This is a genomic window from Marinobacterium aestuarii (assembly GCF_001651805.1).
Taxonomy (GTDB): domain Bacteria; phylum Pseudomonadota; class Gammaproteobacteria; order Pseudomonadales; family Balneatricaceae; genus Marinobacterium_A; species Marinobacterium_A aestuarii.
Window position 1 is genome coordinate 3,617,360 of record NZ_CP015839.1, and the last position, 17,675, is coordinate 3,635,034.

Consider the following 17,675-nt stretch of genomic DNA (forward strand, 5'->3'; position numbering starts at 1 on the left):
AGGGTGCCACTATCAGCGCCCGTAAAACGCCGGGCACTCAGGCAGGCTGATCGGCTCAATCAGGCCGCTGTATTTGGCCTTGACGCAGGCATCCGCGGTGAGGGCAACCACATAGCCATCCCAGGCACTGGGGCCGTCCATCTCGCCCCTGGCCGTGGCATTGATCCACTCCTGGAACTCGACATCAAAGGCATCGACAAAGCGGTCTTTCCAGTCCACAAGAATGCCATCGCTGGATTTGGCCTCAAGGCGCAGGTGTACACTCGCCGGCTCCGGCAGGCTGGCGATACCCTTCTCGCCGGTAACATGGCACTGGATGTCGTAGCCGTACTGGCAGTTGACGAAGCTTTCGATACTGATATGCACACCCTGGCGGGTGCGCAGCAGGATCACGTGGGGATCCTGGTAGCCTTCCTGTTCACCCAGGTGGCAGCTGCGCGGCATGATAACCTGGGCGCTGACATAATCATCATCCAGCAACCAGCGCAGCACATCGTACTCATGCACACAGGAGTCGGTCAGCGCCATATCACCGCTGAACCCCGGCGCTTCGGGTGCACGGTGAGCACAGTTGAGCGTCAGTGGCGCACCGATAGCGCCATCTGTCAGCACTTTTTTCAGCTGCCGGTACGAGCGGTCGTAACGACGCATAAAACCGACCTGCACCAGCGAGCGACCTGCGGCTATTTCGGCATCGACGATCCTGCGGCAACCCTCGGCGGTCACGGCCAGCGGTTTTTCACAGAGTACCGGCTTGCCCGCAGCAATGGCGGCCAGCACAAACTCCTCATGGGTTGGCCCCCAGGACGCTACAATAATGGCATCGACTTCAGGCGCATTGATAAGATCAAGACCCGTATCATATACCCGGGCTTCGATGCCCTCGCCCTGCACAACCCCGTGCGCCTGCTCGGCGTTCACATCAGTCACCGCAACAATCCGCGCCCCGGTGAGGTTACGCCTGATGCGTCTGATATGATCCTTGCCGATGGCACCGGTGCCGATAACGCCTATTTTCAACGTCATGATAAGACCTGTAGGATTTTTATTGGTTAGAGTTTTATGATTGAGAGTTTAATTCGAGAAAGCATTTAAATTCCGCATCTATAACAGCGAGTACATTTGATTTACTTTCAGTAAAAACTTAGAACATCTTTAAAAGATACTATTTGATACAGCATCTTTAAAAAATACATTTGGGCGTCAGAGAAGAGCGATGCGCCGGCTGCCCTGCTTCCCAGTTCCCACCGAAAACGCCGGGGTACTTGAAGTGAGGATTACTGCATGACATGACTGATATGGAGCGTTTGGGCTGCACAATAACGCAAGCTGTGCCGTAAAATACTGCGCCATCGACAGAATACATTCAGGAATGACAGCCGTAGATGAAAACACATATAAATGCCGTGAGATGATCATGTGCTCATTCCTGTTATTATTTTTTATGGACCGCAAGGCCGTTATAGATCCTTACTTGGCAACAGAGACTGATTCAACGATAACAATGACAGAATCAATACAGGATTTGTTGCAGCTCTTTTCCCTGAGAAGCTGTATTGATTTAAGCACCCGACACTTGATAAAACAATATCACCAAGATACATTACATCAAAACGTATCAAACATGATTGCAGCATAAATGATAGCTCTATCATTTATGCTGCAGGGAGATTATCGATGTCACGCCCCACACTCTCCGATGTAGCCCGCCAGGCCGGCGTCGGCGTCGCGACCGTCGACAGGGTCATTAATGGCCGGGCGCGGGTGCGCCCCGAAACCTCGCAGCGTGTGCTGGAAGCGGCCGAAGCCATTGGCTTCAGGGCCACCGGCCTGATCCGCGCACGCATTGATCAGCGTGCCGGGCAATTCAAACTGGGCTTTATCCTGCAGCGGCGCAGCGCCCCCTTCTATTCCCTGCTGGCAGACGCACTCACCGATGCCACGCACGCCTGCAGCGCAATCCAGGGACAACCCGTGGTGGAGTTTCTCAACGAGCTGACACCCCAGGCGGTATCCGAGGCGCTGCTATCAATGGGGTCTCGGGTCGATGCCCTGGCCCTGGTTGCGGCCGATCATCCCAAGGTGCGGGACGCCATCGAGCAACTGCATGCCAGGGGTATTCCGGTGATCACCCTGCTCACAGACCTCAGTGCGACGCACCGTGTCAGCTATATCGGCATCGACAACCGCCGTGCCGGGCGTACCGCCGCCTGGACCATCAGCCGCCTGAGCAAGGCACCGGGCAAGGTCGCGATTCTGGTGGGCAGCCACCGCTACCAGTGTCAGGAGCTGTGCGAGGTGAGTTTTCGCTCCTATTTCCGGGAAAATGCGCCAAAATTTCAGATCGTAGAAGACCTGATCAGCCTGGAAGACCCGGCCCTGGCGCAGGAAGCCACCTTCGATCTGCTGCAGCGCCACCCCGACCTGATCGGCATCTATGTTGCCGGTGGCGGTGCCGAGGGGGTGATTGCTGCACTGCGGGACAACCCGGCCACCCGCGGCATCATTACGGTCTGCAACGAGCTGACCGAACAGACGCAATCCGCCCTGGTGGACGGTATTATCGACCTGGTGATCTCACACCCCCGCGAACGCCTGGCCGCCACCGCCGTGCAGGCCATGATCGATGCGCTGGAGGGTCGATCCTCTGGCGGCTCAGGCAGCGAGCAGAGCACACAGCATCTGCTGCCGTTTGATATCCATATCGCCGAGAATGTGTGAGGGCACCAGGCGCTATCTGACTATGATTTGCTCAGGTGCGACGAGCGCAGCACCAGCTGCCCCGGAAGCAGCAATTGCCGTACTGCGGAGTCCCCGGCGCCTAGCCTGCGAATGGCTTCGTCCACCAGCTGCTGCAGTGGCTGATGGTAGGTCGTCAGGCCATAGCTCGGTGAGGCGGCCAGTTCAATGTCGTCAAACCCCACCACGGCCAGCGGTATGGCCTCAGCGCGGCTGCGCAGCGCATCCAGCGCACCTATGGCCAGGATATCGTTCTCGCAGAACAGCGCCTCTAGCCGTGTATCCGGCGCCACGCTGTCCAGATACCGATTCAGGGACTTGTAGCCATTTTCACGCGCATAATGCCCGGCATCCAGTACTGTGCTGAGCACCAGCCCGCGCTCGCGCAGACCTGCCTCGAAACCATCCACGCGCTGTAGCTGAGTGGACTCGCTCACCGGCCCTGCCATGTAGCCAATACGCTGATAGCCCTGATCGGCCAGCAGCATGGCAATTTCATGCCCCGCACGATAGCCATCGGTAGACACAACCTGGATACCGGGGTTGTCACTGTTGCGATAGAGCACGATCAGTGGAATATGGCGAATATCCTGCGCCAGTCGCACCAGCTCGTCGGTCAGCACTGTGCCGAGGAAAATCAGCCCGTCAATCTGGAACTGATCCGCCAGCGTCAGCGCTGACTTGTAGCTGTACTCCGAGGTGATGTTCAGCAACATGGGCATGTAGCCCCGCCGCTGCAGCTGGCCGCTGACCTCGTTCAGCACCTGCAACAGGTTGGGGTTTTCCATCTCGTCGACCACCAGCCCGACCATGTTGGTGCGCTTTTTGGAAAGGCTGCGCGCCAGCAAGTTGGGTTTGTAGCCCAGCGCCTCGGCAGCCCCGAGCACCCGCTCCAGAGCCCGGGGCGATATGGACGCACCGTCCGTAAAGGCCCGGGACACGGTCCATTTTGAGACACCGGCCCGTTCGGCGACATCAGTTGCAGTGACCTTGCGGTCGGCGGGCACAGAGGATTTTTTTGGCATTTGCAGACGACACCGTTGACATCCTTTCGAGAGTTGTCGTATTTTACTTGCAACCGGGTGCAATCGCACCTTTTTATTGGCAGCGCGTTGCACCCGGTTGCAAACAATGCTCGATCACAACAATCGGGCATTTTTAATCTCCTGATTTGCAACCGGGTGCATTACCGGTCCGGGGGGGACAAAATTACCCCTCGGTATTTTCAGGAAAAACTTTGCACCCGAGTGCAAGAAGACTGGATAGCCTGACTGCAGGCATCCAGAAGCCAGCATCAGCGACATAACAAGAAGAGGTTTAGACATGTTGAACGGCGAAAAGAAAATTGCACGGCCGCTGCGCTGGGGCATGGTGGGTGGTGGCCGTACCGGCCAGGTAGGCTACAAGCACCGCACCGGTGCCCTGCGAGACGGCACCTACCAATTGCTCGCCGGCGCCTTCGATCTGGATGCAGACCGCGGCCGTGATTTCGGTACCAACCTGGGTGTGGCCGAGGATCGCTGCTACGCGACCTACCAGGACTTCATTGCAGGCGAGACTGCACGGGAAGACGGCGTCGAAGTGGTGTCGATCGCAACGCCCAACTTCACCCACTTCGAGATCACCATGGCGTGCCTGAAGGCGGGCCTGCATGTAATCTGCGAAAAACCGCTGTTCTTCAGCGTCGCCGAGTGCGACGCGGTGGCGAAGCTGGCCGCGGACAAGGGCCTGATCCTGGGCGTAACCTACGGTTTTACCGGCCACCCACTGGTGCACCAGATGGCCGCCATGGTCAAAAAGGGCATGCTGGGCGACATCCGTATCGTCGATATGCAATATACCCACGGCTTCAATTCGGGCGACGATGTGGGGGCGGGCGAGGCGGTGAAATGGCGCACCAACCCCGAAACGGCCGGCCCGACCTTTGTGCTGGGCGATATCGGCACGCACCTCTACTACCTCAGCGAGGTGGTGCTGCCCCATATGAAGATCGAAAAACTGCTCTGCGACCGCAAGGCCTTCATTGCCACCCGCGCCCCGCTCGAAGACCATGCCACCGTGCTGACCCACTACGATAACGGCGCCCGCGGCCGCCTCTGGGCGTCGTCGGTGAACGCGGGCAACATGGGTTCCCAGCGTTACCGCTTCGTCGGCTCCAAGGCTTCCCTCGAATGGTCCGATGCCCACCCCGACCAGCTGATTTACGAAGTACAGGGGGAACCGAACCGCACCCTGCACCACGGCATGCCCTACCTTGAGGACGAAAGCCTCGCGGCCGACCGCATGGGCGCGCTGCACACCGAAGGCCTCGGTGACAGCTGGGCCAACATCTATCTGTGGATTGCCCAGGCCATCGACGCCAGGATGCGCGGCGACGAAGCCTTCCTGCAAACACACCATTACCCAGGCATTGAAGCCGGCACCGAAGGCGTGCGCTGGCTCGAGAACTGCGTGCGTTCGGCTGACGCAGGGGCGGCATGGGTCGAGTACAACTAAGCACTCAGTCAGCCGCGCACCCATAACAATCGATAACAAGAGAGCGACCCAGTATGAAACTTTCCATCTGTACCGATGTAATGGCCGACCTGTCTTTCACAGACATGCTCGACAAATGTGTAGCGCTGGGCGTTGAAGGCCTGGAGATGACCGGGGGCGGCTGGTCCGCAGGACCGCATTTTCGTGCCGATGAACTGCTGGCCGACCGGGGCCTGCTGAAGAAAAAACTGAATGAAATCGAAGCCCGCGGCCTCGAGATCGCGGCGCTGAACTGTTCGGCCAATCCCCTCGATCCAGGCCCCATGGGCGAACGTCACCTCAGGGAAATGGAGCAGACCGTCCGCCTGGCCGGCGAAATCGGCGTCAAGAAGATCGTGACCATGTCCGGACTTCCGGCCGCAGCGCCGGGTGACAGCGTGCCAAACTGGCTCGTCTACACCAAGAGCTGGCCCAACGAGATGCCGGAACGTGACCGCTATCAGTGGGAAGACTGCGCCTTCCCGCTCTGGCAGCGCCTGGTGAAGCTCGCCAACGAGGCCGGTGTCGAGAAATACGCGCTGGAGAACTTCTCGGCCATGCTGGTGTGGAACCCCGAGACCCTGTTCCGCCTGCGCGATGAAGTGGGGCCCAAGGTCGGCATGAACCTGGATCCGTCTCACCTGTTCTGGAAGGGCGCCTGCCCCATCGCCGGGGCCCGGGCGCTGGGCGAGGCTATCCACCATGTGCATGGCAAGGACACCCGCATCGAGCGCGGCCTGGCCGAGGTCAATGGTCTGCTGGAGCTCAAGGGTGTTGATGACGTCGCCAACCGCGCCTGGAATTACGTCGCCGTCGGCGCCGGTCACGACCTGCAGTGGTGGAAGGAGTTTTTCTCCGTCGTACGCATGGTGGGCTATAACGACTGGGTCAGCCTCGAAATGGAAGACTTCACCATGTCGACCGAGGCGGGTATCCAGTCGTCAATCGATGCCCTGAAGCAGACCATCAGCCGATAACACAGTTGCAGGATGACCGGCAGGTTTAGACCTCTCGCCGGTCATACCAAGACAAAAAAGGCAGCTGCCTCTGTGCCTAAAGCACCCCAATGACTACAAGGAAAACAATAAAATGAAAAAATTCACCCTCGCAACCCTCGGTGCCTGCATGCTTGCGGGCTCTGTTGCCGCGGCCGAACTGAATATCGGCGTCGCAATGTCGACCTTCGATGACAACTTCCTGACGGTGCTGCGTACCGGCATGGAACAGCATGCCAAGGACGCCGACGTTTCCCTGCAGATCGAAGACGGCAAGAACGAGGTCGGCACCCAGCTGAACCAGATTCAGAACTTCATCGCCTCCGGTGTGGATGCCATTATCGTCAACCCGGTGGATACCGATGCAACCGTGGCGATGAGCGATGATGCCGCCGCCGCCGGTATTCCGCTGGTATACGTCAACCGCCAGCCGATCAACGTCGACATGCTGCCCGATAACCAGGCCTTTATTGCCTCCAACGAAGTCGACTCCGGCACCCTGCAAACCCAGGAGGTTTGCCGTCTGCTCGGCGGCAAGGGCAAAGTCCTGGTACTGATGGGAGCACTCACCGATCAGGCCGGTATTCAGCGCACCAAGGACATCCATGACGTCATCGCCACCCCCGAGTGCTCCGGCATGGAAGTCGTGGCGGAAGAAACCGCCGAGTGGCAGCGCACCAAGGGCAACAACATCATGACCAACTGGCTGTCATCCGGTGTCGAGTTTGATGCGGTGATTGCCAACAATGATGAAATGGCCATAGGCGCCATCCAGGCGATGAAAGCGGTCGGCACCGATATGGACAGGGTTGTGGTGGCCGGTATTGACGCCACCCAGGATGCCCTGCAGGCCATGAAAGCCGGGGATCTGGACGTCACCGTCTTCCAGGATGCCGCCGGTCAGGGCAGTGGCGCCATTGATGCGGCCATCAAGCTGGCCCGCAATGAGGACGTCGACCAGAAAGTCTGGGTGCCCTTCAAGCTGGTGACCCCCGCCAATATGGCTGAATACCTGAAACTAAACTGATCTTCGGCTAGCTGTCCGCACTGCCCGCCCGCTACAGAGTATGTACACACTGTAGCGGGCCACATTACCCAGCCATGTCATATTTTAATGTCCCAGCCTTCCCACAGCCCTTTACTTCAGTTACCCGGTCTGTCTTTTTTCTTGAATCGGCTCGACCTAATCAACGCTGTCTCTATTTAGCTACGAACCCAGAGGTAATCTTGTACCTGAAGACTCCTGCGCGCTGAGAAACAATCTAAAAATGGAAAATTCAGACGTTTTCTTTCGTACCCAAAACCACAACAGATGCCGATACCTTGCTCGCTCGCGCCTCGACGTTAATGACACTCAGCCTGCAAAGTGTCGTACCGGCCAATATTTAATCGAAGACAAAACTCATCTAAACCATCGTAGCGCCACTAACAAGCCCGCCTGATAGAATAATTTTACCCATAAAAAACAAATACTTGAAAAACAAGCATGATTATACCTCTTTACCAAAGCATCCAAAGACTGAATGATTTTCATGAATTTATCTAATTTTAATTCAACATCAGGCACTGCGTTCAATAATGACAAAACCCATTTAAAACAGCTGTTTAAATCATTATTAACACAAGAAACTTCACCTATAGATGATTTTTATTGAACTTTTATAATCAAGCCGTTGCTTCTCCCAGCAATGGGGGGATTTGCTCTATATTTTGCAACTATACTTGCCTCATTATTCAAATGAACGAAGGTCACGGAGGCAGGGATGGATCCCGTTCGTCAGCCCCTATTCTGCAATTTCTTCAAATACCTGTGCGCCGGTTTAGCACCGGCGAGAGCATCCCCTGCCCGGCTGAGCTCCCATCGCCGTGCAACCTGTCCCTGTGCTGCGCTACCCGTATCAACACGGAGTTTTTGACATGAAGTCGATCAGAACCCCCTTTGTTTTAGGCATGCTGGCACTGCTGGTATCGTCCTGTTCAACCCAGCAAAGCCTCTGCGGCGAAGGCGCCGGCAAGGTGCGGGACGAGGCACTCTGTGTCGGCCGCTCGGCCGACTCCCTGCAGGGTGCGACGGAAGACTACTACGCCGACATGGATTACGGCATCAGCAAGGATCCGGTGGAAATCGCCCGCCGGCTCGACCCCTATGTACCCGGCATTTCGCCTGAGGAAGCCCGACAGGCCATTGTGCGCGGGCGCAACAACTGGGTGGTCTGGACGGCAGGCAACGATGCCCTCTGGAACAAGATATCCAACATCAGCGTCGGCAATCTGGATTTTCTCAAGACCGTATCGAACCACCCCAGCCTCAAGTTCAGCCGCGACAACCGCTGGCAGTACCTGGGCGTGGTGAACGAGCCCTGCTACATCAAGGGCGATGCGCCACGCCAGGATCGCTACGGCCTCTGGCTCGATAGGCGCGACCCATCCTGTGGCCCCGACCCGTTTGAAAACGAAGACAGGTACCCCGGTGTCAAGATTGGTGCCCGCGGCGACAATATCCCGGCCGGCTCCTACTATGGCTACGGCACCGGCATTGTCGGCCTGCGCCTCTTCCCCAACCCCGACTTCGACGCCCAGGCCGAGGCCAAATGGGATCCGGAGCGTTACTACAATGACCGCAGCTACTATGCCAGCAAGGATCTGGTGAAACCCTATCGCGTCGGCATGTCCTGCGGCTTCTGCCATGTGGGCCCCAACCCCTCCAACCCGCCGGCGGACCCGGAACATCCGAAGTGGGAGAACCTCAACTCCAACCCCGGCGCACAGTATTTCTGGGTTGACCGCATTTTCATGTGGGACGCAGACCCCAGCAGCTTCGCCTATCAGCTGTTCCACACCTCCCGCCCCGGCGCCCTGGATACCTCGCTGATTTCCTCCGACTACATCAACAACCCGCGCACCATGAACGCCATCTACAACCTGGGCGCACGCATGGATGTGGCCAGCCGCTACGGCCATGAAGAGCTCGCCGGCGGTGGTCTCAACAACCGCCAGTTCAACGACCTGGCGGTTGTGCCAGCCTCCAGCCCGCTGCAACAGTTTTACCAGGCGCCGGACCAGGTACTGACACCCCGGGTGCTCAAGGACGGGGCCGACTCGGTGGGGGCGCTGGGTGCCCTGAACCGGGTCTATATCAATATCGGCCTCTTCAGTGAAGAGTGGCTGCAGCACTTCCGTGCCCTACTGGGCGGCAAGAAAATCACCCCGTTCGAGATCGAGGTGGCCCGCAAGAACTCCAGCTACTGGAACGCCAACGAAGCCCAGACGCCTGATGTAGCGCTGTTCTTCCTCGCCTCGGCCCAGCCCGATTACCTGGCCAATGCCCCCGGTGGCGCGGACCATATGAGCCAGGATGCGAATCAGCTGGAGCGAGGTAAAACCGTGTTTGCCGATACCTGTGCCCGCTGTCACTCCAGCAAGCTGCCGGAGAAAACCGCCGAGTTCTTCCCTGACAAGGGCTGTGTCAGCGGCAACTACCTGCAGTGCTGGAGCCGCTACTGGACCTGGACCCAGAGCATGGAGTTCAAGTCTCTGATGCGCCCCATCGTCCAGTCCGACGACTTCCTGGACAACAACTTCCTCTCCAGCGAAATGCGCGTACCGGTCACGCAGCTGGAAACCAACGCCTGCAGCCCGCTGGCCACCAACGGCCTGGACGGCAACATCTGGGACAACTTCACCTCCGAGTCCTACAAGGGTCTGCCGGCCGTCGGCACCCTGCGGGTACAGCACCCCTACAGCGGCGAGGTGCGCGACTATGTGATGCCAGACGGTGGTCGCGGCTACACCCGCCCCGCCTCCCTGGTCAGTGCCTGGTCCAGTGCACCCTTCCTGCTTAACAACAGCCTGGGCGAGTTCAAGTGGTCAGGATCGGTGGAAGACCGCATGGCCTCCTTTGACGATGCCATCGAGAAGCTGCTGTGGCCGGAAAAACGTGAAGGCGACTTCAGCGTTGTCACCCGCTCCGGCAAGACCCACCCCGGGATGATCGACAGAACGCCGGCCTCCAGTTACCTGCGAGTAGACACCGGCTACCTGCCGGACTTCCTGCAGACCCTGCAGGGCCCGCTGAGCCGCTGGCTGCCCTGGCTGTTTGGTGAAGCCGGCGTAGAGATAGGGCCCATCCCGGCCGGCACGCCCATCAACCTGCTGTCCAATATCGACATGGAGGAGCGCAGCAAGGTTCTCAAAATTCTGCTCAAGGCCAAGAGGGACCTCAAGGCTCTGCCGGAAAACGCCACAGACGCAGATGCCCGCCGCGTCTTTGCCAACCTGGTTGATCCGCTGCTGGACGTCAGCAAGTGCCCGGATTACGTCGTCAACAAGGGCCACTACTTCGGCACCGACTACCTGGTGGATGAGCAGGGTCTCGATGACAGCGACAAACAGGCTCTGATCGCCTTTTTGAAAACCTTCTGATCCCGGAGTGGCGAACCATGAGCACTGAATATGACTATATAGTGGTGGGGTCCGGTGCCGGTGGCGGCACCGTCGCCGCCCGGCTGGCGGAAAATGGCTGCACTGTGCTGGTACTGGAAGCCGGCGGTGACCCACGTACCCTGAGTGGCGGCGACGCCCTGAGCGACGACAACCGCCTGCCGGAGGACTACGACGTACCGGTATTTCACGCCATTGCCAGTGAAAATCGTGCCATGAAGTGGGACTTCTTCGTACGTCACTATGGCGATGATGCCCAGCAGAAAAAGGACCCCAAATACACCGCCAACTACGAAGGCGAAGATGTCGATGGCGTACTTTACCCCCGCGCCGGTTGTCTTGGGGGCTGTACGACCCACAACGCCATGATCACCGTCTGCCCCCACAATGACGACTGGGAACATATAGGCCGCATCACCGGCGACGATTCATGGAACGCCCGCAACATGCGGGGCTACTTCCAGACACTCGAAAACTGTCACCACCGCCCGGATCATCGCCTGTTAAGCCGCCTGTCCAATCCCAGCAAGCACGGCTGGAAGGGCTGGCTGCACACCGAGAAAGCCATCCCCAAGAGCGCACTGGGCGATGGCGACCTGGTCAGAACCCTGGTCAGTTCGGTAGAAAGCGCTTTCTCGCAACTGTCCGAACCCTTCAAGCGCGGCGAATGGCTGCGCCAGGGCAGCGGCGACCCCAACGACTGGCGCCTGGTGAAGGACAATGCCATCGGGCTGCGCTATCCGCCGCTGGCGACCAAAAACCACCAGCGCATGGGCGCGCGGGAGCGTCTGCTTGATGTGCAGCAGGCCCACCCCGACAAACTGCATATCGAACTGGATGCCCTGGCGACCCGCGTTCTGTTCGATGACGATAACCGCGCCATTGGTGTCGAATACCTCAAGGGTGCTCGCCTCTACCGGGCACATTGCCAGCCCCACGGCGAGAGCACCGACAAGCGTCAGGCCTTCGCCAGCAAAGAGGTTATTCTGGCCGGTGGCGCCTTCAATACACCCCAGCTGCTGATGCTGTCCGGCATAGGCCCGCAGGACGAACTGCAGCGCCACGGCATTGCCGTGCGGCACAATCTGCCTGGCGTCGGCCAGAACCTGCAGGATCGCTACGAGGTGGGTGTGGTCAATCGCATGAACTTCGATCACTGGGAGGTACTCAAAGGCGCCAAATATGCCAAGGGCGACCCACAGTACAAGGAATGGGACAAGAAACGCTCAGGCGTCTATACCAGCAACGGTGCCGTGCTGGCGGTAATCAAGCGCTCCATGCCCCAGCGCCCGCTGCCAGACCTGTTCTGCTTTGCCCTGCTGGGGCTGTTCAAGGGCTATTTCCCCAGCTATTCAAAGCTGCTGGCCGAACACCTGAACTATCTGACCTGGGCCATCCTCAAGGCCCATACCAACAACACCGCAGGCAGCGTAACGCTGCGCTCCAGTGATCCCAGGGACAAGCCCCATATCAATTTTCGTTACTTCGACGAGGGCAACGACGCCAGTGGCGAAGACCTGGAATCCGTGGTCCAGGGCGTCAAGTTCATCCGCAGCCTCACCCAGCCGCTGAAGGACAAGGGGCTGATCGCCGCGGAGGAGCTGCCCGGTGACAGCGTTCAAACCGACGAAGAAATACGCGAATTCATCCGCAACCAGGCCTGGGGCCACCACGCCTCCTGCACCTGCCCGATCGGCGCCGACGACGACCCCATGGCCGTGCTGGATAGCCAGTTCCGCGTGCGGGGTGTCACTGGCTTGCGGGTGGTCGATGCATCGGTGTTTCCGCGCATTCCCGGCTTCTTTATCGTTACCGCAATCTACACCGCGGCAGAGAAGGCCGCCGATGTGATTCTGAGTCGCTAAAACCAGCGGGGACGCCTCTAGATGAACTTTGTGAAAAAACTGCTCGCCAAATTTGGCTTCGGCCCCGATCCGATCGGAGCCGAAGCGGTGATAGCCGATGAAAAAATCCATATCGAGGCAAAGCTGTCCGAAGCCTTTGACGAGAAGCACCGCGGCTATCTCGACGAGGATTACCGCCACTTTGTGGAAAAGACTTACCCGGAGTATGTCCGCGAGCATTATACGTATATGGACCCCGGCGACTACCCGCACAAGAAACGCCCCTGGTACGGGCTGGCGCTGTCGGGTGGCGGTATCCGTTCCGCCGCCTTTGCCATAGGCGTGATTCAGGCATTGCGCAACCGCTTTCTGGTAGAAAGCGGCAAACCAACACCGTTCGAAAAACTGGCCTATCTGTCTACGGTATCGGGCGGCGGTTATACAGGTGCTGCACTGAGCTGGTATCAGAAACTGTTCAATATCTTTCCCTTTGGCGATATCGACAGCTACGCCGGCAGCAAACACAGCCACTCACCCGGCAACAAGATTCTCAGTTATATGCGCCAGCACGGCAAATATCTGACACCGGCACAGCTGGGCATGGCCTCCCTGGCGGGTTCGGTACTTCTGAGCGTCATTCACTCGGTGGTGGCCTATACCCTGCTGATCAGTCTGGTCCTGTTTCTGCTGTCACTGCTCATTACGACCGGTGTGCTCGACCCATTAATGAATCTTACGATCGCCAATACAGCCAATCTTGAGTCACTACTGGTAAAGGTGCCACGCGGTGTCGCCACCCTGCAGCAGGAGGACGAGCTTCTCAGTCCGCACAGAATCGCGTTTTCGGTGTTCTTTTTGACCGCTACGATCGCCATGATCGCCACTCTATTGTTTACCGTCTTTATCTACGGTCTGAGCAGCTTTTTTCAGAAATTTTTTTCACAGTCATACTGCTATCGGGTACAGATACAGCGCACGCTGGGTCTGCTGTTAAAAGGCATTGCGTTTTCGCTGTTCTTCGCGGCGATTCCCCTCGCGGCGCTGCTGGTATTTGGTGCCGAATTCAAAGTGACAGATCCGGGATTTTTCAGCTCCATGGCCTCCGGTATTGCCGGTATCCTGCTGTCCATACGGCAATTTCGCATGAACACCGAGGCCGGCAATGAGAAGCGCAATATCCCGGGCTGGCTGTCGCGCCTGGTCACCCTGGTCATCACGCTGCTATTCATCTTCTTTATCTTCATTGCCGCCTATATTCTGGCTGAAAGCGTGCACCAGCAACTGCGCAGCGACACCTACTCCTACTGGCCGCTGCTGTTTGTTCTTTGCGCCCTCATCGTGCCTTTTTTTGTCAGTATCAACCAGGTATCGCCCCACAAAATGTATCGCGATCGCCTGATGGAAACCTTTCTCAAGACACCTGACATAGAGCCAACCGCACCCTTGTGCCAGCGCGGGGCCGAGGCCAACACAACCACCCTTGTCGATATCGCCGCCTCGGATCACTGGTCGCCCTATCACCTGATTAACTGCAACGTCATCCTCAACAACGCCAAAACGCCACGCTACCGGGGCCGCTTGGGCGACAGTTTCCTGCTGTCTCCGCGCTACTGTGGCAGCGATGCCACGCAGTACACCACAACCGCCAGTTTTGCCAGTGGCGGCATGACACTGGCGACAGCCATGTCTATTTCAGGTGCGGCTGAAAACCCCCATGCCGGTGTGTCGGGCGCGGGTGATTCCACCACTCCCTTAATGTCGTTCATCCTGACCTTTCTGGGGCTGCGACTCGGCTACTGGGCGTACAACCCCTCCAGCACGAGCAAGTTACTGCATAAAGTAATGCGACCCAATTACTTCTGGCCTGGGCTGCGCAGTTTGCTCGACTACGGTCATGCCGAAGACAGCGTGTTGGTCGAACTGTCCGATGGCGGCCATTTCGACAATACCGGCCTGTACGAACTGGTGCGCCGCCGCACACCGGTGATCATACTGTCCGATGGCGGCGCCGACCCCGACGCCACCTTCGATGACTTTGGCAATGCCATAGAGCGAATCCGGGTGGATTTCGGCGTTTCCATTCGTTTTCACGATGCCGATTTTGACCTGTCCGGGATGCTACCGGGCAGCCGCGCGGCATCCAGTGAAAGCCGCGCCCGAATTTATGACGAAAAATACCATCTGGCTGACCGCGGCTTCGCGATTGGCGATGTTGTCTACCCCGACGCTGTCGGAGAAAAAGCCTTCGTCGGTCGTTTTGTCTTCATCAAGGCCTGTCTGACGCGTAATCTGCCAGGCGACCTTTACGCCTATAAACTGGAGAACCCAAGTTATCCGAACCAGCCCACCGTCGATCAGTTCTTCGACGAACGTCAGTTCGAGGCCTATCGCGAATTAGGGTATCAACTCACCCGCCAGATGATCGACGACAAAGACGCCATGCAACTGCTGCCCTGAATCAGGCTCAAGCCACATTAAAACCTGCACATAAAAAAGGCCCGTCATTCTGTCAGGAACGACAGGCCTTGCCTGTTTACGGCGACAATTTATCGCCAAAGGCTCAAACCCGGTTACATCTGGGCGCCGAGCTGCCAGGGCACGAATTCGTGATCGCCCAGGCCATTGAGCTCGCTTTTGGATCTGTCACCGGACGCAACCGCTATGATCAGTTCCAGAATCTCGCGGCCCTTGGCCTCGAGGGATACCTGCTCGCTGATGATATCGCCGCAGTTGATGTCCATGTCCTCTTCCATCTTGAGATACATGTCGGTGTTGGTCGCAAGTTTGATGGACGGCGCCGGCTTGTAGCCAAACACCGAGCCGCGTCCGGTGGTGAAACAGATCAGGTTGGAACCCGATGCCACCTGGCCGGTAATCGCACAGGGGTCATAGCCGGGCCCATCCATGAACACGAACCCCTTGGTGTCGATTTTTTCGGAGTAATGGTAGACGCCATTCAGCGACGTCGTGCCGGCCTTGGCGATGGCGCCGAGGGACTTCTCGAAAATGGTGGTCAAGCCGCCAAGCTTGTTGCCAGGCGTCGGGTTGTTATCCATCTCGCCGCCATTCTTGGAGGCATAGTCTTCCCACCAGTGAATCAGGCTGATGAGTTTATCCCCCACTTCACGGCTCGCCGCGCGGCGCGTCAGCAGGTGTTCAGCGCCATAGATTTCCGGCGTCTCAGACAGCACAACGGTACCGCCTGCGGCTACCAGCATATCGGCGGCAACCCCCAGTGCAGGATTGGCGGTAATGCCGGAGTAGCCGTCGGAGCCGCCACACTGCAGCGCTACGGTCAGGTGGGAGATAGGCACCTCGGTGCGCTGGCAGGCATCGGCGGCCGGCAACATGGACTCGATGATCGATACCCCAGCAGCTACTGTTTTACGGGTGCCCCCCTCGTCCTGAATGATGAGTTTTTGGAAGCGCTCGTCTTCAGTGAGACCCGCTTCGTCCATCAGGCGCGCAATCTGCATCACCTCACAGCCGAGCCCGACGATCAGCACCGCGGCGAAATTGGCATGCCGGGCATAGCCGGCCAGGGTGCGCTGAAGGTTCTGGTAGCCTTCACCGTCGGACTTGATACAGCAACCGGCGCCGTGTATCAGCGGCACTATGCCATCGACATTGTCGAATTTATCCAGCAGGCCGCCATTTTTCACCTGGTCAGCAATCAGCCGCGCCACGGTGGCGGAGCAGTTGACGCTGGTAATGATGCCGATGTAATTACGGGTCCCCACTTCGCCGTTCGTGCGTACAAAGCCCTTGAAGGTACGCTGTGCCAGGGTCGGATCGACGGTCTTTTCCTGCACCGCGGTGCCGAAGGCATAGTCGCGATCGAACTCTTCCACCGCACAGTTGTGATTGTGAACGTGATCGCCTGGGGCAATATCGGTGGTGGCAAAACCAATCACCTGGGCATACTTGACGACAGCCTCGCCCTTTTTGATCGCGGCAACGGCCACCTTGTGCCCACGGGGAATATTGGCGGTTGCCGTAACCTCGCGGCTTGAAAGCTGCGCATCACGGGGAATATCCTCCAGCGCCAGCACCACGTTGTCGTTTTCGTTGAGTAGCGCTGTTTTTTTCACATTACTGATAATCATGGCAACCTCGCACGTCGAAACCTGGGCACAGACCCCGTGGGCGCGACAACCTGTCGCCCGGACTCTTGCCAGCACCGGCCCTCAAAGCCGGCGCAGCCTGTTCAAAAAAAGGCCTGGTCTCCTGTCGCAGGAGAGCAAGCCTGAAAAATAACCGTTCAGCGATGCCGCTCAAACGCCGGCATCATTGCCTGCTAGTCGCCCTGTACAACGCTCTGACGCTGCTGACCCAGGCCCTGAATGCACAGATCAATACGATCACCCGGCTTCAGATAGACCGGCGGCTTCATGCCAAGCCCGACGCCAGGCGGTGTACCCGTTGAGATCACATCACCCGGCTGCAGCGTCATGAACTGGCTCAGGTGGGACACTATGGTGGCGACATCGAACACCATGGTGCGCGTATTGCCGGTCTGACGACGCTCGCCATTTACATCCAGCCACATGTCCAGCTGCTGCGGATCGGTAATCTCGTCCCGGGTCACGAGCCAGGGACCGAGCGGGCCAAAGGTGTCCGCCGATTTGCCCTTGGTCCACTGACCACTGCGCTCTGTCTGAAACTCGCGCTCCGACACATCATTGACCACACAGAAACCGGCAACATGCTCCAGCGCCTGCTCCTTGCTGACATACTTGGCGGTCTTGCCGATGACCACACCGAGCTCGACTTCCCAGTCGGTCTTCTCGGACTTGCGCGGAATCTCGACATTATCATTGGGGCCGCAGACCGCACTGGTCGCCTTCATGAAGATCACCGGCTCTGCCGGTACTTCCAGGCCCGCCTCGGCGGCATGGTCGGAATAATTCAGGCCGATGCAGATGAACTTGCCGATGCCGGATACGCAAGCGCCCAGACGGCTTGAGCCGTCCACCAGGGGCAGCGTGCTCAGATCCAGCGCAGCCAGCTTGTTCAGGCTCGCCGGCAGCAAAGCATCGCCAGAAATGTCAGTAACAATTCCGCTGAGGTCGCGAATATTGCCATCCTGATCCAGAATGCCGGGCTTTTCCTGACCCTTTGCACCGTGTCGTAACAGTTTCAT

Annotated in this window: 11 protein-coding genes; 7 read left to right on the forward strand and 4 right to left on the reverse strand. The window is 58.2% G+C overall.

The features are described from left to right. Positions 1–12: 12 nt before the first annotated feature. Complete coding sequence (locus A8C75_RS15860) at positions 13–1,026, reverse strand: Gfo/Idh/MocA family protein (RefSeq protein WP_067384570.1); 1,014 nt, start codon at positions 1,024–1,026, stop codon at positions 13–15. A 651-nt stretch (positions 1,027–1,677) separates the two neighbouring features. Here A8C75_RS15860 and A8C75_RS15865 point away from each other — a divergent pair. Next, positions 1,678–2,721: a LacI family DNA-binding transcriptional regulator gene (locus tag A8C75_RS15865; RefSeq protein ID WP_067384572.1), complete on the forward strand. Its 1,044-nt coding sequence runs from the start codon at positions 1,678–1,680 to the stop codon at positions 2,719–2,721. A gap of 20 nt (positions 2,722–2,741) precedes the next feature. On the opposite strand, the gene A8C75_RS15870 is transcribed toward A8C75_RS15865, so the two are convergent. Next, entirely contained in the window at positions 2,742–3,764 is a 1,023-nt protein-coding gene (locus tag A8C75_RS15870; protein WP_067384582.1) for a LacI family DNA-binding transcriptional regulator, read from the reverse strand. Positions 3,765–4,062: 298 nt separating this feature from the next. Here A8C75_RS15870 and A8C75_RS15875 point away from each other — a divergent pair, with 298 nt between their 5' ends. The 6 genes from A8C75_RS15875 (at position 4,063) to A8C75_RS15900 (ending at position 14,989) form a co-directional block, all read left to right on the forward strand. Next, a complete protein-coding gene (locus A8C75_RS15875) occupies positions 4,063–5,235 on the forward strand; it encodes a Gfo/Idh/MocA family protein (protein WP_067384585.1) in 1,173 nt (390 codons plus the stop codon). Between the two features lie 53 nt (positions 5,236–5,288). Then, positions 5,289–6,230 carry a sugar phosphate isomerase/epimerase family protein gene (locus A8C75_RS15880; RefSeq protein WP_067384592.1) on the forward strand — a complete coding sequence of 314 codons (942 nt, stop codon included), beginning with the start codon at positions 5,289–5,291 and terminating at the stop codon, positions 6,228–6,230. Between the two features lie 112 nt (positions 6,231–6,342). Next, complete coding sequence (locus A8C75_RS15885; RefSeq protein WP_067384595.1) at positions 6,343–7,275, forward strand: sugar ABC transporter substrate-binding protein; 933 nt, start codon at positions 6,343–6,345, stop codon at positions 7,273–7,275. Between the two features lie 890 nt (positions 7,276–8,165). Then, positions 8,166–10,670 carry a hypothetical protein gene (locus A8C75_RS15890; protein WP_067384598.1) on the forward strand — a complete coding sequence of 835 codons (2,505 nt, stop codon included), beginning with the start codon at positions 8,166–8,168 and terminating at the stop codon, positions 10,668–10,670. 17 nt (positions 10,671–10,687) lie between these two features. Beyond that, a complete protein-coding gene (locus tag A8C75_RS15895) occupies positions 10,688–12,553 on the forward strand; it encodes a GMC family oxidoreductase (protein WP_067384601.1) in 1,866 nt (621 codons plus the stop codon). A gap of 21 nt (positions 12,554–12,574) precedes the next feature. Continuing rightward, the gene (locus A8C75_RS15900) at positions 12,575–14,989 is read left to right on the forward strand and encodes a patatin-like phospholipase domain-containing protein (protein WP_067384604.1); all 2,415 of its coding nucleotides are present in this window, start codon (positions 12,575–12,577) and stop codon (positions 14,987–14,989) included. 113 nt (positions 14,990–15,102) lie between these two features. Here the strand turns inward: A8C75_RS15900 and A8C75_RS15905 are convergent, their stop codons facing one another. Then, a complete protein-coding gene (locus tag A8C75_RS15905; RefSeq protein WP_067384607.1) occupies positions 15,103–16,638 on the reverse strand; it encodes a UxaA family hydrolase in 1,536 nt (511 codons plus the stop codon). Between the two features lie 191 nt (positions 16,639–16,829). Beyond that, on the reverse strand, positions 16,830–17,675 hold the full coding sequence (locus A8C75_RS15910) for a fumarylacetoacetate hydrolase family protein (protein ID WP_067384610.1): 846 nt from the start codon (positions 17,673–17,675) through the stop codon (positions 16,830–16,832).